Origin of the sequence: Streptomyces sp. NPDC001714 (assembly GCF_042892755.1) — a bacterium.
In the GTDB taxonomy this organism is placed as follows: domain Bacteria; phylum Actinomycetota; class Actinomycetes; order Streptomycetales; family Streptomycetaceae; genus Streptomyces.
The window spans coordinates 151,225-176,410 of sequence record NZ_JBIAUL010000008.1 but is presented as its reverse complement, the minus strand read 5'-3'; the positions used below and the strand labels follow the sequence as shown (position 1 = coordinate 176,410).

Sequence of the window (25,186 nt, the reverse complement as noted above, 5' to 3'; positions counted from 1 at the left end):
CGCGGGCGAGTCACAGGTCCGGCGGTTTTGATGCGCGAACACGCCTGTCAGCGGGCGACGTTCGCGGAGCGGCGTGAGCGACCAGCACGACCACGTCGCCGACGCTCAGTCCATGCGAATGATTCCCCGGCCCAGTGCGGCGGTGACCGCGGTGGTCCGGTCGCCGACGTCGAGCTTCGCGTAGATGTGCAGCAGATGGGTCTTGACCGTGGCCTCGGACAGGCGCAGGGTGCGGGCGATCTGCTTGTTGCTCTGTCCCCGGGCCACGGCGGACAGGACTTCGAGTTCCCTGCCGGACAGACCCGCCCCCCGGTCGCCTCGCATATGGGCCAGGACCTTGGCGGCCACCGTGGGCGACAGTGCCGCACCTCCCCGGGCGGCGGTTCGGACGGCCTCGCAGAGCTCGTGTCGTCCGGTGTCCTTGAGCAGGTAGCCGACCGCGCCGGCGTCGACGGCGGCGGTGATGTCGGCGTCCGTGTCATAGGTGGTCAGGACGAGTACCCGCACCTCGGGGTGGGCGGCACGGATGGCGGCGGTCGCGGCGGTGCCGTCCATGCCGGGCATCTGCAGGTCCATCAGCACGACGTCGGGTGCGAGTGCGGCGGTCTGGCGCAGTGCCTCGGCACCGGTGGAGGCTTCGCCGACAACCGTGAGGTCAGGCTGGGTGGAGAGCATGGCGGCAAGCCCGTCCCGGACCACGGGGTGGTCGTCGGCGAGGAGGACCCGGATCGTGGGACCGGTCGAAGGCTTCATGACGCCGGGGCCATACGGTCGGTGCCCGACACGGTGGCGGAGGGTTCCAAGGCCGCGGACCCGACCGGCAGTGGCACCGTGACGGCGACCGTCGTACCCTCGCCCGGGGCGCTTTCCACCGCGAAGGTGCCGCCCAGGGCGGTGATGCGCTCCCGCATGGTGATCAGCCCGATGCCGGTGTGCCGGGCAGCGGGTGCGAAACCGGAGCCGTCGTCCTGGACGTCGATGGCCAGGACATCGCCGAGGTAGGAGAGCGTGACCGACACGCTCACCGGGCGGGCGTGGCGCCGGGCATTGGTCAGTCCCTCCTGCACGACGCGCAGCAACTCGCCCTCGGCAGCGGGAGGCAGGGCGACCGGCCGACCGGTCACGACCGTGTAGGCCTCGATGCCGGTCTCCTCCGCCGACCGGGCGGTGAGCTCGCGGACCGCGTCCGCCAGGTGCGTGCGGTCCAGCGGCGCCGGGCGCAGGGCCTGCACGAGGCGGCGGCTCTCGACGAGGTTGTCCCGAGCCGTCCGCATGGCCTGCTCGACGCGGCGGGCCGCGGGGGAGGCGGGCGGCAGATCGTCACGTACGGCGTCCAGCAGCATGGCGATGGACGCGAACCCCTGGGTCAGCGTGTCATGGACCTCCCGGGCCAGGCGCTGGCGTTCGGCCAGGGTGCCCGCCTGGCGCTCCGCCGCCGCTCGTTCGGCCTGGGTGGCGGTGAGTTCGTCCAGGAGCCGCTGCCGCTTGTGACTCTCGTGGTCGAGGGTGGCGACGTAGCAGGTGATGGTGACTGCCACCGCGGTGCCGAGCACACAGCCCGTGAGCTCCCGCACGTCGACGGAGCCGTGCGTGGCGAAGCTCTGCAACGACCAGGCGGCGCCCAGCACCAGTACACCGCCGGCCGACCACCAGGGTCGCCGCAGCCAGTACGGGCTCAGCACTGCCACAGCGACCGGGAGGAACGCGGAGTCCACCACGGCCATGACCGCCCACCCTGCCAAGGCTCCGACAAGGTAGGGCAGCGGCGGACGGTCGGCGCCGCCGCGCAGCGCGATCCAGTACACGTACCACAGGGCGAGCCCCAGCGCCGGGCCGATCCGCGCCAGAGCCGTGCCCGTCGTCATGTCCGCCCCGGCCAGCGCCCCCGGCATGGACAGGGCGAGCACGGTGGCGAAGAAGGCGTGCTGCCCCATGACCTTCCACCGTTCCCACTCCCACGCCTGCTGCGGTGCCATGGCCCTCAGAGTAGGCGCAGCCGCGTAACGGCAGAATCAGCCGGCCAGTGGGGGCGGGTCCACCGATCGGTGGACGAAGGGCGCGTCGATCGGTCGATGCGTGGGAGGGGCGCCGGCGGCGACGATCGGCCCACGGCCGACGGCCTGCCGCTCCACCGGCCACTTGTGAGGAACCGCCAGTGCCACCGGCCTTCAAGCCCCGCCCGCCCATCGCCGAGGTCCACCAGGGTCCGTCGCCGCCGCGCGGCTGTCCGGGCGGGCTCGCCCTGGTCGTGTGGGCGAATCGCCGTGTCCGGCGAGACCGGGGCAGGCCGGGAGTTCGCGCCGTGCGGCGTAGCCCCAGGAACGACCATGATCCCTCTCACGATCCGGAGTTGCCATGTCTTCTGTCTCTGAGACCCTTCCCGCACGTCGGGGTCCGCTCGTGGTGGCGGGAGGTGTGTTCGGCGCCATCCTGCTGGCCTCGCTGGCGAACGCGTTGATCGCCGTGCTGGCGCACGCGCTGGGTGCACCTGATGACTTCCGCCCGTTGAAGCCCTCGTCGTACGTCTTTCTGACCGCGCTGGGGGTGCTGGGAGGATCCGCCGGATGGGCCCTCGTCCGCAGGTTCTCCCGCGATCCCGTACGGCTGCTGCGCCGACTCGTCCCGTCCGTCGTCGTGCTGTCGTTCGTTCCGGACTTCTTCGAGTTCTCCGATGGTGAGGCGACCGGTGTGGCGGCGCTGCTCCTGATGCATGTCGCGGTCGCGGTGATCGCGGTGTCGGTGTACCGCAGGGTCATGCCACTGAGCTCGGAGCGGTGATCACGCGCCGGCCCGGCCACGTTCGCCCCGCTGGTCGGGCCGCGCGGTCACTCGGTCCAGGCCCTCTCCACCCGATGTCCTCCGAACTCCCCTCCCTCGTCGCCCGGTTGTCCCTCTCCCACCTGGAGCCCGCCTTGCCCGCCCTGCTGGATCCCGTCCTCGACCTGCTGATGCTGCGTGGAACCGTCACGGCCACCGAACCGATCGCCGTCCGTATGCGCCGGCTCCGCATCGAGGGCGACGCGCTCGCCGGGCAGACGGTGCGGCCCGGACAGCAGGTACGGGTGCTGGTGGGCAACGGGCTGACCCGGCGCACGTATTCGGTCTGGCGCTACGAACCCGCCGGTGCCGTCGAGTTGTGCGTGCTGGACCATCCGGGCGCGGGGCCCGGCGCCCGGTGGGGGCGGACCGCCGCGGTGGGGGACCCGGTTCGGCTGAGCAGGCCGGAGGGATCCTTCGTGCTGCGCCCGGACGCCACGCACCATTTCTTCGTCGGGGACGAGACCGCGGCCATCGCCTTCGGGGCGATGCTGGCCTCGCTGCCCGAGGGCTCGCGGGTCTCGGGCTGCGTGGAGACGGCGACCGAGGCGGACCGGCTCCCACTGGCCCACGGCGACCGCCTCGACTGGCTGGTCAGAGGCGACACACCGCTGCCGGCCTCGGTACGACGGCTCGCTCCGCAGCCCGGCGGCGTCGCGTATGTCGCCGGGGAGGCGCGGACCGTGCAAGCGGTGAAGCAGGTGCTCGTGCGGGAGGCGGGCTGGGACCGGCGCTCGGTCCTCACCAAGCCGTTCTGGGCGCCGGGCAGGCGCGGGCTGGAGTGACGGCTGGGCCCCGCGCGAGCCTCAAGGGCCACGGACACGAGGCGCTGTCCGGGCAGACGGACCGCACCGCGGTCGTGACCGTCTCGCGGACCAAGTCGGACCTGGCGGGGCCCTCTTCCCGCGCGCGGGATGGACGGAGGCCGGTACGGAGGTGCCGCTGTGGGTGGTACCGCGGTACCACCGCGTCCGTGTCATTGCTCCCCTGGGTACCAGGATTCGCCGTTGCCGGGCTCCTAGCGTTTGTGGTGAACGAGGCCCCCACCGGGGCCAGTAGCCAAAATGCGAGGTAGTGACCATGATCGAGGCACGGCAACTGACGAAGCGGTACGGCGAGAAGACGGCGGTCGACGGTCTGGACTTCGTCGTCAGGCCCGGTACCGTCACCGGGTTCCTCGGCCCGAACGGGGCCGGCAAGTCCACCACCATGCGCATGATCGTCGGCCTGGACGCACCGTCCGGCGGCAGTGTGACGGTCAACGGCAAGCGCTATGACCGTCATTCCGCGCCGTTGCAGGAGATCGGCGCGCTGTTGGAGGCCAGGTCGATCCACCCGGGCCGGTCCGCGTTCGACCACTTGATGGTGCAGGCCCACACCCACGGCATTCCGCGCCGCCGGGTGGAGGAGGTCATCGAGCTGACCGGACTGCAGGCCGTGGCCAGGAAGCGGGCCGGTGCCTTCTCTCTCGGCATGGGCCAGCGGCTGGGCATCGCCGCGGCGCTGCTGGGCGATCCGGCCACCGTGATGCTCGACGAACCGGTCAACGGGCTGGACCCCGACGGCGTGCTGTGGATCCGCAACCTGCTCACCCAGCTCGCCGAAGAGGGCCGTACCGTCTTCGTCTCCTCCCACCTCATGAGCGAGATGGCACTGGTCGCCGATCACCTGATCATCGTCGGCCGCGGACGTCTGCTGGCCGACACCACCGTGCAGGAGCTGGTGCGCCGGAACGGCGGCGACGCCGTGACCGTGGCCTGTGACCAGCCCGCCCGCCTTCGGGAGGTCCTGTCCGGGCCCGGTGTCGAGATCACCGGCGAGGTCGGCTCCGAGCAGCTGCACGTGGTCGGCCTGTCCGCGCGTGCCATCGGCCTCAGGGCCGCCGAGCACCACATCGCCCTGTTCGAGCTCAGCTCCCGGACCGTCTCCCTGGAGCAGGCGTTCATGGAACTGACCCACGACGCCGTCGAGTACCACGGCGCCTCCGCGATCGACACCCCTGGGAGGGCGGCATGACCACGATGACCGAAACCCGCACCGCGCCCGCGTCGGCGCCCGAGGCCGCCCGGCCGGCACGCCCCCGGTACAAGGTCACCGGGCTGCGGGTGCTGCGCTCGGAGTGGGCCAAACTGTGGACCCTGCGTTCCACCTGGATCACCCTGGCCCTGGGCCTGGCGTTCCTGATCGCCTTCGGTGTCATCTCCGCCTGGCAGTACCACACCGGCGGCAACGGCCCGGACCTCAAGGACTCCACCGCACTCAGCCTCTCCCTGTTCGGTGTCTTCCTCGCGCAGATGGCCTTCGGCATCCTGGGCGTGCTGGTCACCGCCGGCGAGTACTCCACCGGCATGATCCGCTCCACGCTCGCCGCCGTCCCACGCCGGCTGCCGGTGCTGTGGTCGAAGGCTGCGGTGTTCGGCCTGGTCACGTTCGCCATCGCCACCATCGGCGCCTTCGTCACCTTCCCGATCGCCAACCACCTGGTGTCCGGCACCGCGGCCGCACTCTCCCTGTCCGGCGCCGGCGTCGCGCGCAGCCTGCTGGGCGCCGGCCTGTACCTCGGCCTGGTCGCCGTGATCGGCACCGCACTGGGCGCGCTGCTGCGCTCCGTCGCGGGCGGCATCTCCGTCCTGGTCGGCGCGCTGGTGCTGGTGCCCGGCCTGACCTCGCTGCTGCCCCACTCCTGGCAGGACGACGTCAGCAAGTACCTGCCCAGCAACGCGGGTGAGTCGATGTACTCGCTGACCCACGACGCGGCGAGTCTCTCGCCCACGGCCGGACTCCTGGTCCTGCTCGGCTGGACCGCGCTCGCACTGGCAGGCGCCGCGTACCGTCTGGCGCGCACGGATGCGTGACGCGGCCCTTCCGCTCGGGCGGTGCGGTACCGACCTGGTCGGTCACCGTTCCGCCCGGCCGTGGTGAGCCACGATGGACAGGGGACACCCATGACCACCTACGACGCCACTCCGCCCCACCCGTCACCGGCGGGAATCGAGGCCATGTGGGACCACCCGCTGGTCAGGCGGGTGTCCTGTGTCGGGCAGCGCCTCAGGCAGATCGACCGGAGCCATCCGTGGCTGCTGGACGCCGGCCTGGTGGTCGTCCTGATTCCCTTGCTGTGCGTGCCCGACGTGATGTCCCAGGACCGCCCGCTGGAATTCGACGTCTCCTTCACCCGCCTGCCCTGGCCGGGGACGATCGCGCTGCAGGCGGGCCTGCTGCTGCCCCTGCTGTGGCGGCGCAGAAGGCCGGCCCCGACGTTCACCGTGATCGCCGCGGTGTTTCTCATCCAGTGCGCTCTGGGGGTCTGGCTACGCGCCGGCATGGCCGTGCTGATCGCCCTCTACCACCTCGCGTTGCGCGGACGGCCGCGCCATCTGCCCGTGGCCTGTGCCGTGTTGGCGGTTGCCCTGGGGCTGGTCGCCCTGCGCCTGCCGGGCGACGTGTCGATCGTGGACGGGCTGTTCTTCCTGTTCACGACCGTCGTCGCCGCGGTCGCGCTGGGTCTCGTCGTACGCGTGCGGCGGGCCCAGCTGGCGGCCCTGCACGACCGCGCGGCCCGCCTGGAGATCGAACGCGACCAGCGCAGCCAACTGGCCGCCGCTGCCGAGCGCACCCGGGTCGCCCGTGAGATGCACGACATCGTCGGCCACAACCTCTCCGTCATCATCACCCTCGCGGACGGCGGCGCACGGGCGGCCGACATCACCCCCGAACGCGGCAAGCAGGCTCTGCTCATGATCGGTGACACCGGGCGCCAGGCGTTGGGCGAACTGCGCCGCACGCTCGGCGTCCTGCGCGACCAGCGAGCCGCCTCCGACTCCGCCCATCTCAGCCCGCAGCCGCGCATCGTGGACATCAACGCCCTGTGCGCCCGCATCCGCGCCGCCGGTCCGCAGGTGGTCTACCGCACCGGCGGCGAGTTGGACAGCCTTGACCGTGGTGTCCAGCTGACCGTCTACCGTATCGTCCAGGAAGCGCTCACCAACACCCTCAAACACGCAGGTCGCGACACACGGATCGAACTGACGGTGACCGCCCGGGACATGGAACTGCGCATCGACGTCCAGGACACCGGCCCGGTTCAGGGAGCAGCCCGGCCGGAACAACCCCGCGACCAAGGACAAGGTCTCACCGGTATGCGAGAACGTGCCGCCCTGTACAACGGGACCGTCACCGCGGGACCGGCTCCCGGGGGAGGCTGGGCGGTGCGAGCCGCCCTCGACCTCACCCCGATCACCGGCTTCCCCCGTCTTTCCCACGCGGGCGGCGCGGAGTGACCACCGTGCTCATCGTGGACGACCAGTCGCTGCAGCGCTTCGGCTTCCGGATGCTCCTGGAGAGTTCCTCGGGCACCGAGGTCGTCGGTGAGGCCGAACACGGCGGCGAGGCCGTCCGCATGGCAGCCGAACTCCGCCCTGACGTGATCCTCATGGATGTCCGGATGCCCGGGATGGACGGCATCGAGGCCACCCGCCGCATCATCGCCTCCGGCGGCCGCTCCCGAGTCCTCGTCCTGACCACCTTCGACCTGGACGAGTACGCGCACGCGGCCCTGCGCGCCGGAGCCAGCGGCTTCCTCCTCAAGGACGCCCACCCCGATGAACTCCTGGCCGGGATCCGCGCGGTCGCGGGCGGCGACGCCGTCATCGCCCCGGCACTCACCCGCCGACTGCTGGACGCCTACGCCCACCACCTCCCCGGGGCGTCGCCCAGCACCAGGCCCGACGACGACTCCGGGGTCCGCTCACTGACCGAACGCGAGCGCGAGATCTTCGTCGCCATCGGTCAGGGCTGGACCAACGGTGAGATCGCCGAACGTCTGGTGCTCTCGGAGTCCACTGTGAAGACGTACGTCGGCCGTGTCCTGGCGAAACTGGGAGCCCGCGACCGCGTCCAGGCCGTCATCCTCGCCTACGACCTGGGCCTCGCCCGCCCGAGCACACCCGAATGACGCGCGAGGGACCTGTGGCGCCGGCCGAACGGTCAGTGGCGAACGGGCGCCGGTCGAGCGCGGCTTCACACCGCCCGGGCGGCAGACCATCACCCGGAGACGCCGAACGAGGGGCAACGGACCCAGCCCGCCTCACTACCGGCGGCTTGTGTCCCCTGGAGACAGCAGGCCGTCCACCACCAGTGAGGCCAAGACCTCCGCCCTGGCGAGACCGTCCGTCTGCGACAGGTGCTCGGGGTGGCCCAGGCGTCGGGCGAGGGGCTTCTGTACCAGTCCTGACACGGGGGCGATGATCGCGGAGAACAGGAGGTCCTTCGGCACCCGTGCCATGCGCCCGGATGCCATCAGCCTCTCGATGCTGGGCGCGACGAGGGCCAGCGTCGGCTCGATGTAGCGCCGGCACAGGTAGTCCAGCCGCTCGGTGTCCCGTACGGACTCGTCCGCGATCAGCAGGGCCAGGAACGGTTCGCCGCTGTGGACGCGGTAGAACTCCGTGACGAACTGGCGTACCACGTCCTCGTCGTCGCTCCCGGGTGGGGCCGGTGCCATCCGCTCCAGTTGAGCCCCTAGCACGGCGTCCACCACCGCGCGCCAGAAGGCCGCCTTGGAGCCGTAGCGGTCGTTGATGAAGGTGTGGCTGACCCCGAGGCGACGTGCGAGCTCCCGTGCCGACGCCCGGTCGTATCCCAGCTCCGCGAACGCCTCCAGGCCCCGCCGCAGGACGTCCTGTTCCTCGGGTACCGCTGGGGAGCCCCCGCTGGGGCGCCCCGGGCGTCGGGTGGTACTCGTCTTGCCTCCCAAGTGGCCTCCTCGGCCCCACAGTACGGGCGCGCGCCCGCCGGTCGGACCAGCGTAACCGCCCGGGCAGGCGCATCCGAGCGCTGCGCCTGGTCAGCGTCGCTGCTGCGAACCTGACGCGGACGTCACTGCGTTTCCCAGTTGACACAGGCCGGACCCGGAGTAATCTGACAGATGTCGGATATTCCGGCGGACGGCCCCGCGCAGTGCGAATCGGGGCCCGCCCGGCCATCGAGCGGGCGGCGCCGACGCGCCCATCTCTCGTGTCGTCAAAAAGATCGCCGCCCCATAACTGCGTCCAGGGATAGTACGAAACAGTTTCGTTTACCTACTTGTCGCCTGCATCCCGCAGGACATCAAGGAGTCATCATGCGCAAGACCACCGTCGGGGCGACCGCCGTCGCCGCCGCGATCGTCGCTTCGCTCACGCTCGCCGCGGGAGGATCGGCCATCGCGACCACCGCCGGCCCGGCCGCCGCCCACAGCACCACCTCCGGGCAGGGTCTGAGGCAGACCGGTCTTCCGGTCGCCGTCGACCCCGCGGCGGATCTCACCCCCACCCCGGACCGTCAGAACGAGTCCTGGTACGTGACCGCGCACGTGACCGCCGGGGGCCACCACTACGGACTCCTGGCCCACTACCTGAACGTCGGTGACGCCAAGCAGGGGCGTGCCATCTCGGCGGTGTCGATCACCGACGAGGACACCGGCTGGTACACCAAGTCGAACGTCGCTCTGCCTGCCTGGACGGGGCTGTCCCGCAAGAAGGGCGTCGACATCCACACCGACAACATCACGTGGACCGGTGACACCAAGGAGCAGAAGCTGCACGCCAAGGTCCCCGAGGGGACCATCGACGTCACGCTCAAGCCCCAGGGCAACGTCCTCTACAACGCGGGGACGGGATACTTCCCGATGTTCGGCGACACGAAGTACCCGAACTACGAGTACGCCTTCCCCAGCGTGGACACATCCGGGACGCTGACGCTCAACGGCCGCACCGAGAAGGTCCGGGGAGAGTCCTGGCTGGACCGCCAGTGGGGTCCCCTTCCCGACTTCTCCGCGGTCAAGGCCTCGTGGACCTGGATGAACATCAACCTGTCCAACGGTGACAAGGTCAGCCTCTGGCAGACGAAGGGCGACAAGGAGAACACCTGGGCAACCGTCCTGAAGCCCGACGGCTCCGAGACCGTCGCCGAGGCGATCGTCACGCCCGACGAGTCCACCCTGTGGACCAGCCCGGACTCCGGCAAGAAGTACCCGACGCGCTGGAAGGTCGCGATCCCGGGTGAGCACGCCAAGCTGAACGTCAAGGTCTACGCCAAGAACCAGGAGCTGGTGACGGGCCGCCTGGAAGGCAGCGCCGCCGTCACCGGCGCCTACGGACACCGCCCGGTCGCCGGTTCCACCTACATCGAGGTCACCGGCCGCTGAACGGCGACGGGGCGAGCCCTCCTGCCTGCCCTGCAGCCAACTCCCGGCACCACAGCGAAGACCACGGCCACGCAGGCGCTCCACCAGTGCCCGCGTGGCCGTGAGCGCATCGCCGTCCCTCGTCGCCCTGAGTCCCACCTGGTCGGGCACTGAGCGGCCGACATCCCGCCGACCAGGGGGAAGTGAGGCGATCGATCTTCGGCTGTGCGCGAGCCCTTATCCTCGGTCGGCTCGTCGGCCGGCTCCGGCGCCCCCTTCGCTTCTTGACCGCCTGCGGAATGGAACATAGCTTTATTTCGGACCGCATTTTGGTTCGGTGGTCTGAATGGTGGACCGCCTCTCCTTCCGGGTTGGCGGCGCTCAAACAGGAGCGAGTGCCTCCCGTCAACGAGCGAGGACTGCGTCAGTGCACGTCGATCGTCATTCCGAAGCGGTGCCGCCGCCTTCGGTGGCGGCGGCTCACATGCGGCGCGGTTCCGTTGTCATCAGCCCTGTCCTCGGGAGCGCTCCATGACGGTCTCATCCTCTGCACCCCGCTCACTTCTGCTGTCCCGCCGTGACCTGGAGTTCCTGCTCTACGACTGGCTCGACGTCGAAACACTCGCCAAGCGCGAGCGGTACGCCGATCACACCCGGGAGACGTTCGATGCCGTCCTGGACCTCTGCGCCCAGATCGCCGAGGAACGTTTCGCTCCGCACAACAGACTGAACGACCAGCAGGAGCCGAAGGTCGTGGACGGCCGGACGGTGGTGCCGCCCGACATCAAGAGCGCCCTCGACGCGGTCGCGGACGCCGGGTTGCTCAGCGGCGGCATGGATGCTCGCGTCGGAGGCCTGCAACTCCCGCAGGTGGTCCAGACCGCCTGCTTCCTCTGGTTCCAGGCGGCGAACATCAGCACGTGGGCGTACGCCATGCTGACGGTCGCCAACGCCAACCTGCTGCTCGCCCACGGCACCGACGAGCAGGTCGCCACCTACGTCCGCCCCATGGTCGAGGGCCGCTATCACGGCACCATGTGTCTGTCCGAGCCGCAGGCGGGATCCTCGCTCGCCGACCTCACCTGCCGTGCCGAACCCCGCGACGACGGCACCTTCCGGATCTTCGGCAACAAGATGTGGATCTCCGCAGGAGACCACGAGTTGGGGGAGAACATTGTCCACCTGGTCCTGGCGAGGATTCCGGGTGGTCCGCCCGGAGTGAAGGGCCTGTCACTCCTCCTCGTACCCAAGTACCTGGTGAAGGCCGACGGCACACTCGGCGAGCGCAACGACGTGGTCCTCGCCGGGCTGAACCACAAGATGGGCTACCGCGGTACGACGAACACGCTGCTGAACTTCGGCGAGGGCAGTTACCGGCCCGGCGGCGAGCCGGGCGCGGTCGGGCATCTCGTCGGCGCGCCGCACCAGGGGCTCGTCGCCATGTTCCACATGATGAACGAGGCGCGGACCGGCGTCGGAGCGGGGGCGACGGCGCTGGGATACACCGGCTACCTGAAGTCCCTCGCGTACGCCCGTACGCGCACCCAGGGACGCCCGGCGGGAGCGAAGGACCCCACCGCACCGCCGGTGCCCCTCGTCGAGCACGCCGACGTGCGGCGGATGCTCCTGGCTCAGAAGTCCTACGTGGAAGGGGCGCTGGGGCTCGTCCTGTACTGCGGCAGGCTGCTCGACGAGGAGCGCAGCGCGACCGACGAGACGGAGCGCGCGCGGGCCCGCCTGCTGCTGGAGGTCCTCACACCGATCGCGAAGAGCTGGCCTTCCCAGTGGTGTCTGCAGGCGAACGACCTGGCGATCCAGATCCACGGCGGCTACGGCTACACCCGCGAGTACGACGTGGAGCAGCACTACCGGGACAACCGGCTCAACCCCATCCACGAGGGAACCCACGGAATTCAGGCCCTCGATCTGCTGGGCCGCAAGGTGGTCATGGACGACGGCGCCGGCCTTGCCGCGCTCGAAGTGCTCGTCCGGTCCGCTGTCGCGCGGGCCTGTGCCGTCGGCGGGGAGGCACGCGATCTCGCGGCCACTCTCGACCGGACCCTCACCCGGCTCGTCGAGGTGACCCGGACGATCCACACCGCCGACGTGCCCGTCGGCGTTCGCCTGGCCAACGCGTCGGTGTATCTGGAGGCGGCCGGGCATGTCGTCGTGGCCTGGATCTGGCTGGAGCAGTTCCTGGCCACCGGCGACGGCGGCGACGCCTTCCGGCAGGGCAAGCGGCAGGCCTGCCGCTACTTCTACCGCTACGAACTACCCCGTACCACAGTGCAGTTCGACCTGCTCGCGCGCCTGGACACGACGACGCTGGACACCGGTGACACATGGTTCTGAGGGGATGACACCGACGACCCCACCGGCCCGCAGCCAGTACCACGACGACGGTGCCCTCGCGGTCGTCGTACTGGCCCGGCCGGTGCTGAACCTTTCTTCGACGTGGCGGTGTTCGTCGCCACCGCGGAAAGTGCTGATGCCCCTGAGCGGAGGGCCCCAGCGCCGGGCCGAGGGAGCCGAGCCGACCAGAGCGAGCGGGCCGATCCACACAGGGGAGCGTTGTCGGCGGAGACATTGGAGCGCCGGAGCGCGGCGAACCGCGTTCTTCCCGAGGAAGGCGTCGCCGAAGCCGCGCGGAAGCCCGCGCACCGCGTCGCCGCCGGCCCCACCTGCGCCTCGTTCCTCCGCGACGGCCCCGGCAAGGCGCCGTGCACGGGCCGATGACCTGCCGATGGTGATCACCGGCAGGTCATCGAACGCGGCCGGCACAGGAGGCGCGGGCAGCGCCCTGGCCCCTGGCGCGTGACCGATTCCCCTGCTCCGCCCTCACACCCGAACGGTCATCCCACCTGCGGCGGATCCACGAAGAAGTCGAGTTCCGGTTCCCGGCCCCCGCCGTACCCGGAGAGATCCGTGTGACCGGCTTCGGTCAGGACGTCGGCGTCGACGAGGGTCTGGCCGGTCTGTTCGCGCGGTGGGCGGGAGAGCACGGCGAGGGCCGCGTCCGCCATGATCTCGGGGCCGCGTGACCGGGAGGTGAGGCTCTCGCCGTCCAGGACGTTGGCCACGGCGGCGGTCGCGATCAGGGTCTGCGGCCACAGGCAGTTCGCGGCGATGCCGTCCTCGGCGTACTCGGCCGCCCAGCCGAGAGTGAGCAGCGTCATCCCGTACTTCGACAGGGTGTAGGCGGGGTGGGCGCCGAGCCAGCGCGGGGCGAGGTTGAGCGGCGGTGACAGGGTCAGGATGTGGGCGTGGTCGGACCGTTTTAGGTGCGGCAGGCAGGCCCGGGTCAGCAGGAAGGTGCCCCTGCTGTTGATCGACTGCATGAGGTCGAAGCGTTTGACGGGCAGTTCCTCGGTGCCCCGCACATCGAGGGCGCTGGCGTTGTTGACGCAGACGTCGACGCCCCCGAACCGGTCCACGGCGGTGGCGACCGCGCGCTCGACGTCGGCCTCCTCACGGACGTCACCGACCACCGCGACGGCGGATCCGCCGGCGGCCTCGATCGCGGCGACCGCCGTGTGCACGGTCCCCGGCAGCCTCGGATCCGGCGTGTCGGTCTTGGCCAGGAACACCGCGTTGGCGCCCTCGCGGGCCGCGGCGGTGAGTATGGCGAGCCCGATGCCACGGCTGCCGCCGGACATCACGATGGTCCGGCCCTTCAGTGATGTCCCCATGCCGGGGTGCTCCTGTCGTCTGTCGTGCATTGGGTGTCAGCACCCGGTGAAGCGCGGGGGCCGCTTCTCCAGGAAGGCGAGGGCGCCTTCGCGGAGGTCGTCGGAGGTGCGGCAGCGGGCGACGGCCTCGATCGCGTGAACCAGCGCGGCGCTGCCCGCCGCTTCGTCGCCCTCGCTCAGGCGGCGGACGGCTTGTACGGAAGCCTTGGCGGCGCGGACGGAAAGGGGGGCGTTCGCCGCGATGGTGGCCGCGAGTTCGTCGACGACCTTGCCCAACTCGGCGGGTTCGACGACCCGGTCGACCAGGCCCACGGCGTGCGCCTCGGCGGCCGGCAGCCGGCGTCCGGTGAACAGCAGGTCGCTCGCGACCGACGGCCCCACGGTCTGGACGAGCGCGGCGGTCTGCGCCAAGGGGTAGCCGACGCCCAGGCGTGCGGCCGGTATGGCCAGGACACTGCGGGTGTCCGCGTAGCGCAGGTCCGCGCCCAGGGCGAGGGCCATGCCCGCGCCCAGGCAGTAGCCGTGGATACGGGCGATGACGGGCACCGAGAGCGCCGACAGCTGTGTGAACAACGTCGTGGCGGCGTCGTCCGCCGCCTGCCGTGCGGCCTCGTCCTGGCGGCCCGGGAACTCGCTGATGTCCGCGCCGGAGACGAAGGCCTGCTCGCCCGCGCCGCGCACGACGACCACACGTACGTCCTGGTCCTCGTCCATCGCCCGTAGCGCGGCGGCGAGTTCGGTCATCATCGCCACTGACAGCGCGTTGCGCCGGGTCGGGTTGCTGATCTCCACGGTGCCGACCGCGTCCCGTACCTCGGTGCGGATCCGTGGCGAGGATGTGCCGGTCGCCGCGGTCATCCGACCTTCTCGGCCACAAAGCGGTTGCGCAGCGCGCCGATCCCCTCGATGCGCACTTCGAACTCCGACCCGTCGCGCAGGAGCACCTTCGGCTCGCGTACGAATCCCACCCCCGACGGGGTGCCGGTGAGAATCAGGTCACCCGGCTCCAGGGTCATCACGGTGGTGATGTAGGCCAGCAACTCCGGTACACCGAACAGGAGTGAGGAGGTGCGGTCGTCCTGGAGGACCTCACCGTCGAGCGTGCCCTTGATGGCGAGGTCGGGCCGTGCGCCGCCGAGTCGCGCGGCGGGCACGACGACCGGCCCGACGGGGGTGAGACCGTCCCAGGCCTTGCCGGCGACCCGCTGCGTGGTGTGGAACTGGAAGTCACGCACGGAGACGTCGTTGGCCGCGGTGTACCCGAAGATGACGCTCTCCGCGTCCTCGGCCGCGATCCGACGCGCACGGGCACCGATGACCACGGCGAGCTCGCTCTCGTAGTCGATCTGGTCCGACTCCGGTGGCAGGGCCACTTCGGCGTAGGGCGCTGCCAGTGAGGTGTGCCATTTCGGAAAGAGATCGGGGTGAGCCGGTCCCGTGTCGCGGCCGCCCTCGTGCACGTGCGCGAGGTAGTTCTGCCCGATGCAGATGACCTTGCCCGGGCGTCCGACCGGGCTCAGCAGCCGATGGTCCGGCGCGTCGATCACGGGGCCGGCCTCGATGGCCGCCGGGTCGCCCTGAGCCGCCTCCAGCAGCGGGGGCAGGTCTTCGAAGACCTGGCCCTCCACGAGGGTGAGGTGCGCCTTTGTCGCCCCGTCCCGCCTGAGCGCGACCACAGGGCCACCGCCGTGCAGGACCCGGGCGAGGCCGAGGCCGTCGGTCCAGTCCGCCGCTGAAGCGGGCGTCGCAGTGGTCATGAAGGTGCCCTCCTGTTTCATTTCTGCGCCTCGGCGCTGCGGGCGGCCGGGGTGGCCGCCTCCGTCCTCGCGTGAGCAGCCGTGACCGTGGCCGTGTCGGCATCGTGCACGCCGACGACGCCGTCCTCGATCAGGGCGGCGATCCGGTCGTCGTCGTATCCCAGTTCGGCCAGGACCGCGATCGTGTCCGCGCCCAGTTCGGGTGCGCGGCCACGAGCGCGCGGCGCCCCGTCGGCGACGATGGGGGTGTTCACGATCGTCGGCTCCGCGTAGCGCTCCTCGTCGTGCACGAACAGGCCGCGCGCGGCGAACTGTTCGTCGGTGAGGATGTCGCTGATGCCGTTGACCGGACCGCAGGGGACCCCTGCCGCACGTAGCGCGCCCATCCAGTGATCCCGGGGAGCCGTTGCGAACCGTGCCTGGATGATCTCCGCGAGGGGTGCCCGGTGCTGGAAGCGTTCGTATTCCGTGGCGAAGCGCGGATCGTCGCGCAGATCGAGCTCCAGGACGGCGCAGAGTGCCTCCCACGCCCGGTCGACGGCACCGAGCACGAGGGTGGCGCCGTCCTGGCAGGTGAACGCCTCGTAGGGGGCGGCCAGTCGGTGTGCCGTGCCCAGCGGGGCGGGTTCCACCCCCGTCGCCACGTAGTCGGCGACCTCCCACAGCGACCAGGCGGCCACCGAGTCCGCGAGCGCGACGTCGATGTACGCGCCGCCGCCACCGGCGCGTGCGCGCAGCAGGGCGGCCAGGACGCCGATCGCTCCCCACATGCCGGTGCCCACGTCGGATATGGGGAAGCCTGCCTTGGCCAGTTGCCCGTCGACCGACCCGGTCACGGACATGAGGCCGCTGTAGGCCTGCGCGATCAGGTCGATGCCCTTCGCGTCGCGCATCGGGCCGAACTGCCCGAAGCCGGAGATGGAGCAGTAGACGAGGTCGGGGCACTCCGCCCGCAGGTCCTCGTAGCCCAGGCCGAGCCGGGCCATGGCGCCCACCCGGAAGTTCTCCACCAGGACGTCGCTGCGTCGTGCCAGGGAGCGCACGATGTCGGCGCCGGCGGGGGACTTCATGTCGACCGCGAGGCTCTGCTTGTCGCGGTGGGTCAGGTCGAAGGGGATCGACCTGCGCTCCGGGCCCATCCGCCGGGCGCGCATGCCGTCACCCCTGACCGGTTCGATCTTGAGAACGTCCGCGCCGAGGTCGGACAGGATGGTCGTGCAGTAGGGGCCGGCCAGGGCCCCGGTCACATCCAGGACGCGCACGCCTCGTAGGAAGGCAGGGCCGGACCCGGCAGACTCCGTTGTCGTTGTCATGGCGCCCTTCATTTCAATCGGTCCGCCATATGGACCGGTGGACCGTAATAAGGACCTCAGGTAAACTTAGGCCCGGCATTCCAGGAGCGTCAAGCAGGTGAGAAGGGTGCCCCTGAGGCCTGCGAGCCCGGATGCTGCGACAGTGAGGACTCATCGCCAGAATCCGGTGCCTTCGCACTCCTGGGTGCAGTCGGTGTCGACGAGCGGCGCGTCCCCGTCGAGAGCGGCTTCCGCCAGTGCTTCCAGAGGGCTGGAGCGGGCCGGCGCCGGCGGAGGCGGTCGATGAAGGGTCGCCGGGAACCGAATGTGGACCGCATGTTGGATCAGAGGATCTACTAGCGGTCCACGGCGTTATGGGGATAGGTTCCTGAACGCCTCCGTGCGCTCGGACGCCGCCGAGAGGCTTCACAGGGGGCGGTCGTCGGCCACGCATCCGCCGGCCGCCCCGCGAAGGTCGGGAGCCGCAGGCACATCTGGGCGCCGACCTCGCGGTTGTCGGGTGCGGGGCGGGCGGGGAGGGGTGTTGACGTTCTGCTGGGCCAGGCAGTGCACGGCGAGGGTCCGCGCCTCGTGAAGCACACGGCGGACCCTCGCCGACCCGGCGCGGGAAGCAGGGTTCCTCGGTTCGCGACGCCACCGTACTCCTCACGGGGCGGGCGATCGCGCTCGTCGATGACCGCCTGTCGCGGCTGTTCCGGGCGCCGCGACCACCACCTCGACACTCTGACCACCGGCGGCCCGACCGGCGCCGCCGTCATCGCACCCCCGCACAAGGAAACGCCGAGGAGTACCTCCCATGGCCATCGCCATCTCCGCCATCTGGACGGCTCAACCCGGCAAGGAGGACGTCGTCCGCGACGCCCTGGCCAAACTGGTCCCAGCCGCTCGTGCCGAACCCGGATGTCAGGCGTACATCGTCCACCAGGACCCTGATCAGCCCACGGTCTTCAGGTTCTTCGAGATCTACGACGACGAGGACGCGGTCAAGGCGCACGGCAACTACCCGCACTTCACCAAGTACGCGGTGGGCCAGGCGGCTCCGGCGTTGGCGGACCGCTCCCACGAGTTCACCACCGTGCTCGATTTCTGACGCGTAGTCCGCGAGTCGGGTGTGCTCCCCGAAGCCCCGGCGATCACGAGCCGACCTGCCGGACCAGGGCCTGTGCCCAGCAGGCCCTGTGGGTCGCGATCTGGCTCGAGACCCCAGGTCCGCAGGCCTCGGGGGCATCCTTTCCACCTGCTTGACGCTCCTGGAAGGCCAGGCCTAAGTTTGCCTGAGGTTCTTATCCCGGTTCACTGGTCCATATTGCGGACCGAGGTGGAATGAAGGGCGCCATGACAGCGACAACGGAGTCCGCCGAGCCCGGCCCGGCCTTCCTGCGAGGCGTACGCGTCATCCTCGCCGACCTGGGCATCGTCGGAAGGAGTCATCATGCCGAACCCGCCTGAGACCGATGTGCAGCACACAACACGGTTCCGTCGCTACGTTCCCGCCCCCGACGACCCGCGCGTCGCCGGCCTGCACGAGCACACGGCTCGGACGTACGCCGACGCCCGGCTGAGCATTCCGGTGCTCGGCGAGGTGGCACGCCAGTGGCGCGAGAGCGCGGAAGAACCGTACGTCGGCATCACCACCGACGGCCGCGTCCGCCACGGCGTCTACGAACTCGGGGCGGTCCCCGATGCCGAACGCCCGCCCACCGAGGCGATGCTCCGCGCGGTCGAGGAGATCCGCCGCCACACCACTCAGGAGCAGTGGCAGCGGCTGACCTATCCGCTGGAGGCCCCGCAGTGGCGGACGTGGAGCAACCCCGAGGTGCTGCTGTACGACAACGGCCTTCGTCTGGAGGAGGTGTCGGAGCGGACCGCGGACGCGCTGCTGGGGCTGGTGAGGGCGACCCTCGGCGAGGACGGCTACACCGTGGTGCGCCATCTGATGCGGCTCAACGGCTTCCTCGGTGAGCTCACCGGCATGAGCGGGGTCATGAACACCGGCAGCTACCAGTTCGCCGTCTTCGGCGAACCGTCCCTGGACCGGCCGTGGGGATGGCACCTGTACGGGCACCACGTGTGCGTCAACGCCTTGGTGGCCGGGGACCGGATGGTGATCGGCCCGGTCTTTCTCGGTGCAGAGCCGGACAGCGCCGACATCGGGCCGGATGCAGGTGTCCGGCCGCTGGGTGTCCGTGAACGGGTCGGGCTGTCGTTCGTCAACAGCCTGACTCCGCGACAGCTCTCCGTGGCCCGCAGCTACCCGGAGGTGCGCGATCCACGGATGCCGGAAGGACGGGTGCACCCGGTGGAGGAGCGGTTCCTCGCGGGCGCGTTCCAGGACAACCGTGTGATCCCGGTGGAGGGCATCCGCGCCACCGAACTGGACGGCGAGCAGCAGCAGTTGCTGCTGGCCGTCATCGAGCAGTACAGCGACCTGCTGCCCGAAGGCCCACGGGCGGCCCGGATGCGCGAGGTGCGTGCGCACCTCCCGGAGACGTACCTGACCTGGATCGGTGGCGTCGACGACGAGCAGCCGTTCTACTACCGGGTGCAGAGCCCGGTGGTGCTCATCGAGTTCGACCACCACGCCGGCATGTTCCTGACCAATCCGGTCCCGGCCCGCTTCCACATCCACACCATCCTGCGGCTGCCCAACGGCAACGACTACGGCCGTCTGCTGTGGAAGCCCCGTACCTGAGAAGACCGACTCCCACCTGAACCCCCGCCCACCGCCTGCCGCCCGCCCCAGCCGGACACCGCAGGCGTCGGCGGACATCGAGCCGCACGTCACGCCACCCCTGGGCCGCGGGGTCCCGTGACTTCCCATGCCACATTAGGAGCCGCTATGGACATCAATGTCGACGTCGTCATCGTCGGGTACGGACCGGGAGGTGCCGTACTGGCTTCCCTCCTGGGACAACGAGGCCACAAGGTGGCCGTGCTGGAGAAGTTCCCGGCCCCCTACAACCTGCCCCGGATGAGCACGCTCGACGGCGAGATCGCCCGTGTCCTGCAACACGCCGCAGACCCCGCCGCAGCTCTCAAGGACTCGGTGCCCCAGGCGACCGTGAGCCTCTACGGTGCCGACGGCAAGCTGGCTCTCGTGGGCGACTGGAGCAGTACCGCGTGCGGCCACCCTCTCCGTCTCAGCCTCCACCAGCCCAACATCGAAGCCGCCATGCACGACCGTGTGGACGCCTGCCCGTCGGTGCAGGTCCACTGGGGCACGACTGCCACCGGTGTCGAGGACCTCGGTGACCGGGTCGTCGTCACCGCCGTCAGGGACGCGGACGGTGAGCAGATCCGGGTGAACGCCCGCTACGCCGTCGGCATGGACGGGGGATCGAGCTTCGTCCGGCAGGCGGTCGGCATCAGTATGGATGTGATCCACCGCCATGACGACGAGTGGGTGATGACCGACTACGACATCATCGATCCCGAGGTCGCCACCCCGTCGACCGAGCTGCACCTGGAAGCCCCCCGTGCCTACTACTGGGGACCGAACGGCGACCGGCGATGCCGCATCGACATGAGGCTGCTGCCCGACGACCCTGCCGAGGTCTGCACCCACGAGCACGCACTGGGCTTCCTGCGGGACAAGACCGGCATCGGAGCGCAGTCGGTGCGCGTCACGCGGCAGGTCAGGTACCGGTTCCGTTCCGAGATCGCCGACCGGATGCGGGTGGGCAACGTCTTCCTCGGTGGTGACGCCGCCCATCTCATGACCCCCTCCGGGGCGCAGGGATCGTGCAGCGCGATGCGGGATGCCATCAACCTCGCGTGGCGTCTCGACCTCGTGCTCGACGGCCGGGCCTCCGCCACGGTTCTCGACACCTATGGGCCGGAGCGGCTCGCCCACGTCGCCCCCATCATCCAGGCTTCGCTGATGGGGTGGGCCCTGGCCGCGGAGACCGACCCGGACAAGGCCGCCGCCCGCGACGCCTTCCTGCGCAGCGGCGAGGTGCCACTCCCGTCCGCGTCTACGCTGACGACCGGATTCCTGCGGGACACGCCCGAGGGCGACCTGGCTCCGCTGGCCGGCTCGCTGAGTCCGCAGGGGCGCGTCCGTATCGGGGAGCGCAGCGGGCTGCTCGACGATCTCGTCGGCTTCGGTTTCCAACTGGTCAGCCGGACCCCGGTCGCGGAGTTGCTGACGCCGGCCCACACCGCCCTGCTCGAGCGACTGCGCGTTCATGTCGTAGTCCTCGGTCCGGACGACGTCGAGGACGTCGACGGCACCTACCGAAGCTTCCTGGACGAGAACGGCCTGGTCGCCTACCTCAGCCGCCCGGACTTCTACCTTTTCGGCACCGCGGCGAGGGCTGAGGACCTTCCCGCACTGATCGACGCCCTGGCCGCAGCGCTGACACGAACCGAACTCCCTGCCTCGTCCGCCACGCAGCCGCCCGTCCCGCGGCCCGGAGCCGCCTTCAGCCGGGCAACGGTCCCGGCTGGCGAATTCACCCTGCACTACGCCGAAGCCGCCCCCGCGGCCCCCCTCGGCACCATCGTGTCACTGCCCGGTTCCGCCGGCCTGGAGATGTCCGCCGCCAAGGACCGTCTGGCCGAGCGGTACCGGGTCGTGGAGATCAACCCCCCGGGCTGGGGCGACCAGACGGGCGTGTCACGGCCGATGTCCCAGAGCGAGATCGGTGCGTTGCTGACCGAGGCGGTCGACCACCTCATCGACGGGCCGTTCGTCCTGCTGGCAACATCCATGGGGGGCGCCAACGCGCTGCACATGGCCGCGAGGATCCCGGACCGGGTGCAGGGCGTCATCCTCGAAGCGTCCATGACACCGAGCCGACCGGAGGACCAGCACCCGCTACCGGCCGGCGCTCCTACGATCCACCCCAACAAGCCGTGGGCCACCCCCGGGTACGTCGCGCACCAGATGGCGAACCGGATGCGGATGATCCAGCTGACACCCCCGGACCAGGACGCCACCGAGGCGATCGCCGTCGTGCGTGAGCGTGGGATTCCGGTACTGGGGCTTCTCGGCACCGACGACGAGGTCCTGAAGCCGTCCCTGGAGGAGACCTTCCGCACGGCCCTGCCCGAAGGGGAGTTCCGGCTGGTTCCCGGTGGCCGCCACGACCTGCAGAACACCGCGCCAGATGAATTCGTCGATCTCGTCGAGACCTTCGTCACGGACCGGGTCGGTTCTGCCTCGGGCAACCGGTGAGGCCCTCGTATGCCGGACCAGCCGATCCGCCGCAAGCGGCTGACGGCCGAGCGGTGGGTCGAACTGCTCACCACCGCCCTCGACGTGATGCGTGAGGTCGGCTACGAGGCCATGACGATGGACGCGGTGGCGGTCCGGGCCCGCTGTAGCAAGGCCACGCTGTACCGCATCTGGCGCGGCAAGCCGCAGTTGATCGTGGCGGCGCTGTACGCCACGCGGCGGGTGGACACAGGCGCGATCGACACCGGCACGTTGCGCGGTGACCTGCTGGCCCTGTGCGGCCAACTGGTGGCGGATGTGCAGCGGGACACCGAGTTGGTGGCGGCGCTCGCCCACGCCGTGCTTATCGACCCGGAGCTCGCCTCGGCCATGCGCACGTCGCTCGTCGAACCCGAGTCCGCCGCGCTGGACGGATTCGTGGAACGAGCCGTCCGGCGCGGCGAGCTGGCCGTCCGGCCGGCCGCCGTCGAGTTCCTGCCGCAGCTGCTGTTCGTCGCGCTGATGGCCCGGCCGCTGACCGAGGGGGCCTTCCTCGACATGGACTACGCGACGCGTTACGTCGACCTGGCGATCATGCCCGCGCTGCTGACCGACCGCCCTGTCGTTCCTCCCGCTTTCGAGTCATGAGCATGTCCCCTTGAAGCTGTGGCACATCAGTCTTGCCGAGCTGACCTATCGAAAGATCCTTTCAGGAGGCGAAAAACCTGGTGCAAGTAGCGGTTCCATGCGAGCGGTGAACTCGTCGGAAAACGTCGTCAGGAAACGCGTGAAATGACATCAGGCCAGGTCTGCCGCGCGTCGCCGCGTAGTTCGAGGAGGAATCGTGACCGTCCCGCCCGTGACGGACGTCGACATGTTCGCGACGTCGGATCAGCGCACCCGCTACGAGCAGTACCGACAGTTGCGCGAGCTGGGTCCTGTTGTCAGGTTGCGTGAACCGGACGCGTACGCGGTCACGCGTTACGCCGAGGTGAAAGCCGCGCTGGCGGATCACACGTCGTTCATTTCCGGCGAAGGCGTGGGCTTCAATCCCGAGCTGAACCAGATGGTCCGGGGTACCACTCTCGTCAGCGACCCGCCGGAGCACGACCTGCTGCGCTCCGTCGTCGCGAACGGACTGAAGCCCCGCGTCATACGGGGCCGTGGCGAGGAGATCGCCCAGAAGGCGAGGAGCCTCGTCGCGGACGTCGTTTCCCGAGGGGAGATCGACGGTGTCAGGGAACTGGCCGAGGCGGTGCCGATGTCGGTCATCCCTGACTTCCTCGGCCTGCCCGACCGTAATCGTGACCACCTCTACGAGTGGGTGAAGGTGGGTACCGACCTGCTGGGCCCGGTAACGGAGCGCACCCCCGGCAACATGGAGATGTCGATGCGCATGCTGGCATTCACCCATGAGCTCGCCAAGAACGGGGAGGTCACGCCGGGTACCATCAGCGCGGCCATGCTCGAGGCAGCCGACCAGGGTGTCATTCCCGCGAAGAAATGCCCGCTGCTCTTCATCGACCACATCGGTCCCTCGCTGGAGACCACGGCCTCGGCGATCGGCCATCTGCTCGTCGTCTTCGCCGAGCGCCCGGACCAGTGGGCCGCGCTTCGCGTCGAGCCCGGGCTGGTGGCTTCCACGATCAACGAGCTTGTCCGGTTCGAGAGTCCCTTCCGGGGCTTCGCCCGCGTCGCCGCGCACGATACGGAGCTTGGCGGTATGGCGATCCCGCGGGGTGCTCGGGTGTGGCCGCTCGTCGCCTCCGCGAACCGTGACGAACGGAAGTGGGAGCGCGCGGACGAGTTCGATTTCCGGCGGAATCCGCTCGATCACCTCGGATTCGGATACGGCACGCACACCTGCGCCGGTCAGGGTGTCGCCCGCGTCGAGTTGCGAGGAGGGCTATGTGACCTTCGAGTACGAGGACCGGCAGGTGCCGGCGGACAAGGAGGACGCCGCGGTTGCCGGTGCCGGCGTCTGCCCCATGGCCGCGTTGCTGGTGCGCGCGGACGGGTGAGGCGTCTTGGGGCGTGACACGGCCGTCCTTTCCTGTCTCGACCGACGGGCAGAGGCTCTGCCGCGGGTCTTTGAAGGCTCTCGGTGTCGTCTGTGTCTCCGACGGCAACGTCGGTGCCGGCCGGGTGACGCTCGGCGCGCGAAGCGTTCCCCGCAGGCTGCTGCACCTGTAGAAGGGCCGTGCCTCCTGGACGATCGACCAGGAGGTCCGCTTCATCTGAATGTTTGACTGGTCTCATCAATCAAGGGAGTTGCGTCATGAAGGTCCTCATCGTCCTCACCTCGCACGACGAGTTGGGTGACACCGGCCTTAAGACCGGGTTCTGGCTGGAGGAACTGGCGGCGCCGTACTACCGCTTCAGGGAGGTCGGCTGGGAGATCACCCTCGCCTCGCCGAAGGGCGGACAGCCGCCGCTGGACCCCCAGAGCAACGAGCCCGGCTCCCAGACCGACGACACCCGGCGCTTCGAGGCCGACCAGGAGGCGACCAAGGCACTGGCGAACACCGTGCGCCTCGACGCGATCTCGGCCGGCGACTTCGACGCGGTGTTCTACCCCGGCGGGCACGGACCGTTGTGGGACCTGGCCGAGGACACCGTCTCCGCCCGGCTGATCGAGTCGACCCTGCGCTCGGGCAAGCCGGTGGGACTGGTGTGCCACGCACCCGGCGTCCTGCGCCACGTCGTCAACGAGGACGGCACCCCCCTGGTCTCGGGTAAGACGGTCACCGGATTCGCCAACTCCGAGGAAGAGGCCGTCCAGCTCACCGACATCGTCCCCTTCCTGGTCGAGGACGAACTCACCAGGCTCGGAGGCGTCTACTCCAAGACCGGCGACTGGCAGCCCTACGTCCTCAAGGACGGTCTGCTGATCACCGGGCAGAACCCGGCCTCATCGGCTCCCGCTGCCGACGCCCTGATCGAGCTGCTCAACACGGGCGGCGTGTGAGCGCGTAGGTTGTCATGCTCCGCGAGTGCATGAACCACCCGGCCGATTCGGCCCTTTGCGCCGGCTCGGCCGGGTCGACCAGGGCCGGCCACACTGTGACCCCGGGCCCGCCCGAAGAGCGGGAGAACCGATCCGGTCCCGCACCGGCCAGAGACAGTAACTGCCGTCAAGATCCTAACGGCCGCCGGGAGCGGTTGGACCAGTCGTCGTACTGGGGGACTGGCCCCCCTTGTGGATGATGTAAAGATGCTTGCCGTCTCGCTCTAGCGATGACGTCGCCGACGGGCGAGGGTATGCGGTCCCGAGCGCCAACGGCGCA

21 protein-coding genes are annotated in these 25,186 nt (G+C 70.1%); 14 read left to right on the top strand and 7 right to left on the bottom strand.

Translation table 11 applies throughout. The features are described from left to right. Positions 1-105: 105 nt before the first annotated feature. Together ACFY0P_RS22605 and ACFY0P_RS22600 are read right to left on the bottom strand one after the other, a co-directional pair. On the bottom strand, positions 106-753 hold the full coding sequence (locus tag ACFY0P_RS22605; RefSeq protein WP_388915844.1) for a response regulator: 648 nt from the start codon (positions 751-753) through the stop codon (positions 106-108). After that, positions 750-1,976, bottom strand: a complete 1,227-nt coding sequence (locus ACFY0P_RS22600; protein WP_388915841.1) for a sensor histidine kinase — start codon at positions 1,974-1,976, stop codon at positions 750-752. The genes ACFY0P_RS22605 and ACFY0P_RS22600 overlap by 4 nt, the downstream gene beginning before the upstream one ends. 379 nt (positions 1,977-2,355) lie before the next feature. On the opposite strand from ACFY0P_RS22600, the gene ACFY0P_RS22595 reads away from it, so the two are divergent. The 6 genes from ACFY0P_RS22595 (at position 2,356) to ACFY0P_RS22570 (ending at position 7,771) form a co-directional block, all read left to right on the top strand. Further along, on the top strand, positions 2,356-2,778 hold the full coding sequence (locus ACFY0P_RS22595; RefSeq protein ID WP_388915838.1) for a DUF6069 family protein: 423 nt from the start codon (positions 2,356-2,358) through the stop codon (positions 2,776-2,778). 134 nt (positions 2,779-2,912) lie between these two features. Next, positions 2,913-3,602, top strand: a complete 690-nt coding sequence (locus ACFY0P_RS22590) for a siderophore-interacting protein (RefSeq protein WP_388916383.1) — start codon at positions 2,913-2,915, stop codon at positions 3,600-3,602. 295 nt (positions 3,603-3,897) lie between these two features. Beyond that, positions 3,898-4,833, top strand: coding sequence for an ABC transporter ATP-binding protein (locus ACFY0P_RS22585; protein WP_388915835.1), 936 nt, complete (start codon positions 3,898-3,900; stop codon positions 4,831-4,833). Then, complete coding sequence (locus ACFY0P_RS22580) at positions 4,830-5,672, top strand: ABC transporter permease (protein WP_388915832.1); 843 nt, start codon at positions 4,830-4,832, stop codon at positions 5,670-5,672. Before ACFY0P_RS22585 ends, ACFY0P_RS22580 begins: the two co-directional genes overlap by 4 nt. A 90-nt stretch (positions 5,673-5,762) precedes the next feature. Continuing rightward, positions 5,763-7,097 (top strand): sensor histidine kinase, encoded by a 1,335-nt coding sequence (locus ACFY0P_RS22575; protein WP_388915829.1) that lies wholly within the window; start codon positions 5,763-5,765, stop codon positions 7,095-7,097. Then, entirely contained in the window at positions 7,094-7,771 is a 678-nt protein-coding gene (locus tag ACFY0P_RS22570) for a response regulator (protein ID WP_388915826.1), read from the top strand. The genes ACFY0P_RS22575 and ACFY0P_RS22570 overlap by 4 nt, the downstream gene beginning before the upstream one ends. 135 nt (positions 7,772-7,906) lie before the next feature. On the opposite strand, the gene ACFY0P_RS22565 is transcribed toward ACFY0P_RS22570, so the two are convergent. Next, positions 7,907-8,572: a TetR/AcrR family transcriptional regulator gene (locus ACFY0P_RS22565; protein ID WP_388915823.1), complete on the bottom strand. Its 666-nt coding sequence runs from the start codon at positions 8,570-8,572 to the stop codon at positions 7,907-7,909. Between the two features lie 366 nt (positions 8,573-8,938). Here ACFY0P_RS22565 and ACFY0P_RS22560 point away from each other — a divergent pair, with 366 nt between their 5' ends. Together ACFY0P_RS22560 and ACFY0P_RS22555 are read left to right on the top strand one after the other, a co-directional pair. Further along, a complete protein-coding gene (locus tag ACFY0P_RS22560; protein WP_388915820.1) occupies positions 8,939-10,003 on the top strand; it encodes a lipocalin-like domain-containing protein in 1,065 nt (354 codons plus the stop codon). A gap of 510 nt (positions 10,004-10,513) precedes the next feature. After that, a complete protein-coding gene (locus ACFY0P_RS22555; RefSeq protein ID WP_388915817.1) occupies positions 10,514-12,334 on the top strand; it encodes an acyl-CoA dehydrogenase in 1,821 nt (606 codons plus the stop codon). Between the two features lie 500 nt (positions 12,335-12,834). On the opposite strand, the gene ACFY0P_RS22550 is transcribed toward ACFY0P_RS22555, so the two are convergent. Genes ACFY0P_RS22550 through ACFY0P_RS22535 form a run of 4 tightly spaced genes read right to left on the bottom strand, consistent with a single transcriptional unit; the run spans position 12,835 to position 16,690 of the window. Beyond that, positions 12,835-13,671 carry an SDR family oxidoreductase gene (locus tag ACFY0P_RS22550; protein ID WP_388915815.1) on the bottom strand — a complete coding sequence of 279 codons (837 nt, stop codon included), beginning with the start codon at positions 13,669-13,671 and terminating at the stop codon, positions 12,835-12,837. Positions 13,672-13,707: 36 nt separating this feature from the next. Beyond that, complete coding sequence (locus tag ACFY0P_RS22545; RefSeq protein ID WP_388915813.1) at positions 13,708-14,529, bottom strand: enoyl-CoA hydratase-related protein; 822 nt, start codon at positions 14,527-14,529, stop codon at positions 13,708-13,710. Next, complete coding sequence (locus ACFY0P_RS22540; protein ID WP_388915811.1) at positions 14,526-15,428, bottom strand: fumarylacetoacetate hydrolase family protein; 903 nt, start codon at positions 15,426-15,428, stop codon at positions 14,526-14,528. Before ACFY0P_RS22540 ends, ACFY0P_RS22545 begins: the two co-directional genes overlap by 4 nt. 17 nt (positions 15,429-15,445) lie before the next feature. Then, positions 15,446-16,690 (bottom strand): CaiB/BaiF CoA transferase family protein, encoded by a 1,245-nt coding sequence (locus ACFY0P_RS22535; protein ID WP_388915808.1) that lies wholly within the window; start codon positions 16,688-16,690, stop codon positions 15,446-15,448. Positions 16,691-17,537: 847 nt separating this feature from the next. Here ACFY0P_RS22535 and ACFY0P_RS22530 point away from each other — a divergent pair. The 6 genes from ACFY0P_RS22530 (at position 17,538) to ACFY0P_RS22505 (ending at position 24,867) form a co-directional block, all read left to right on the top strand. Beyond that, positions 17,538-17,831 carry a putative quinol monooxygenase gene (locus tag ACFY0P_RS22530; protein ID WP_388915805.1) on the top strand — a complete coding sequence of 98 codons (294 nt, stop codon included), beginning with the start codon at positions 17,538-17,540 and terminating at the stop codon, positions 17,829-17,831. Positions 17,832-18,173: 342 nt separating this feature from the next. Beyond that, positions 18,174-19,433 (top strand): DUF3500 domain-containing protein, encoded by a 1,260-nt coding sequence (locus ACFY0P_RS22525; protein WP_388915802.1) that lies wholly within the window; start codon positions 18,174-18,176, stop codon positions 19,431-19,433. A 147-nt stretch (positions 19,434-19,580) separates the two neighbouring features. Then, positions 19,581-21,920: a bifunctional 3-(3-hydroxy-phenyl)propionate/3-hydroxycinnamic acid hydroxylase gene (locus ACFY0P_RS22520; protein ID WP_388915799.1), complete on the top strand. Its 2,340-nt coding sequence runs from the start codon at positions 19,581-19,583 to the stop codon at positions 21,918-21,920. Between the two features lie 9 nt (positions 21,921-21,929). Beyond that, a complete protein-coding gene (locus tag ACFY0P_RS22515) occupies positions 21,930-22,547 on the top strand; it encodes a TetR/AcrR family transcriptional regulator (protein WP_388915796.1) in 618 nt (205 codons plus the stop codon). A 196-nt stretch (positions 22,548-22,743) separates the two neighbouring features. After that, positions 22,744-23,937 carry a cytochrome P450 gene (locus tag ACFY0P_RS22510; protein ID WP_388915793.1) on the top strand — a complete coding sequence of 398 codons (1,194 nt, stop codon included), beginning with the start codon at positions 22,744-22,746 and terminating at the stop codon, positions 23,935-23,937. A 240-nt stretch (positions 23,938-24,177) separates the two neighbouring features. Beyond that, a complete protein-coding gene (locus tag ACFY0P_RS22505; RefSeq protein ID WP_388915790.1) occupies positions 24,178-24,867 on the top strand; it encodes a type 1 glutamine amidotransferase domain-containing protein in 690 nt (229 codons plus the stop codon). Positions 24,868-25,186: the final 319 nt, after the last annotated feature.

What these genes read in the sequence shown, in the direction of transcription:
- ACFY0P_RS22605 (WP_388915844.1), bottom strand. Translation starts at nt 753, where the DNA reads ATGAAGCCTTCGACCGGTCCCACGATCCGGGTCCTCCTCGCCGACGAC.
- ACFY0P_RS22600 (WP_388915841.1), bottom strand. Translation starts at nt 1,976, where the DNA reads ATGGCACCGCAGCAGGCGTGGGAGTGGGAACGGTGGAAGGTCATGGGG.
- ACFY0P_RS22595 (WP_388915838.1), top strand. Translation starts at nt 2,356, where the DNA reads ATGTCTTCTGTCTCTGAGACCCTTCCCGCACGTCGGGGTCCGCTCGTG.
- ACFY0P_RS22585 (WP_388915835.1), top strand. Translation starts at nt 3,898, where the DNA reads ATGATCGAGGCACGGCAACTGACGAAGCGGTACGGCGAGAAGACGGCG.
- ACFY0P_RS22580 (WP_388915832.1), top strand. Translation starts at nt 4,830, where the DNA reads ATGACCACGATGACCGAAACCCGCACCGCGCCCGCGTCGGCGCCCGAG.
- ACFY0P_RS22575 (WP_388915829.1), top strand. Translation starts at nt 5,763, where the DNA reads ATGACCACCTACGACGCCACTCCGCCCCACCCGTCACCGGCGGGAATC.
- ACFY0P_RS22560 (WP_388915820.1), top strand. Translation starts at nt 8,939, where the DNA reads ATGCGCAAGACCACCGTCGGGGCGACCGCCGTCGCCGCCGCGATCGTC.
- ACFY0P_RS22555 (WP_388915817.1), top strand. Translation starts at nt 10,514, where the DNA reads ATGACGGTCTCATCCTCTGCACCCCGCTCACTTCTGCTGTCCCGCCGT.
- ACFY0P_RS22550 (WP_388915815.1), bottom strand. Translation starts at nt 13,671, where the DNA reads ATGGGGACATCACTGAAGGGCCGGACCATCGTGATGTCCGGCGGCAGC.
- ACFY0P_RS22545 (WP_388915813.1), bottom strand. Translation starts at nt 14,529, where the DNA reads ATGACCGCGGCGACCGGCACATCCTCGCCACGGATCCGCACCGAGGTA.
- ACFY0P_RS22540 (WP_388915811.1), bottom strand. Translation starts at nt 15,428, where the DNA reads ATGACCACTGCGACGCCCGCTTCAGCGGCGGACTGGACCGACGGCCTC.
- ACFY0P_RS22530 (WP_388915805.1), top strand. Translation starts at nt 17,538, where the DNA reads ATGGCCATCGCCATCTCCGCCATCTGGACGGCTCAACCCGGCAAGGAG.
- ACFY0P_RS22525 (WP_388915802.1), top strand. Translation starts at nt 18,174, where the DNA reads ATGCCGAACCCGCCTGAGACCGATGTGCAGCACACAACACGGTTCCGT.
- ACFY0P_RS22520 (WP_388915799.1), top strand. Translation starts at nt 19,581, where the DNA reads ATGGACATCAATGTCGACGTCGTCATCGTCGGGTACGGACCGGGAGGT.
- ACFY0P_RS22515 (WP_388915796.1), top strand. Translation starts at nt 21,930, where the DNA reads ATGCCGGACCAGCCGATCCGCCGCAAGCGGCTGACGGCCGAGCGGTGG.
- ACFY0P_RS22505 (WP_388915790.1), top strand. Translation starts at nt 24,178, where the DNA reads ATGAAGGTCCTCATCGTCCTCACCTCGCACGACGAGTTGGGTGACACC.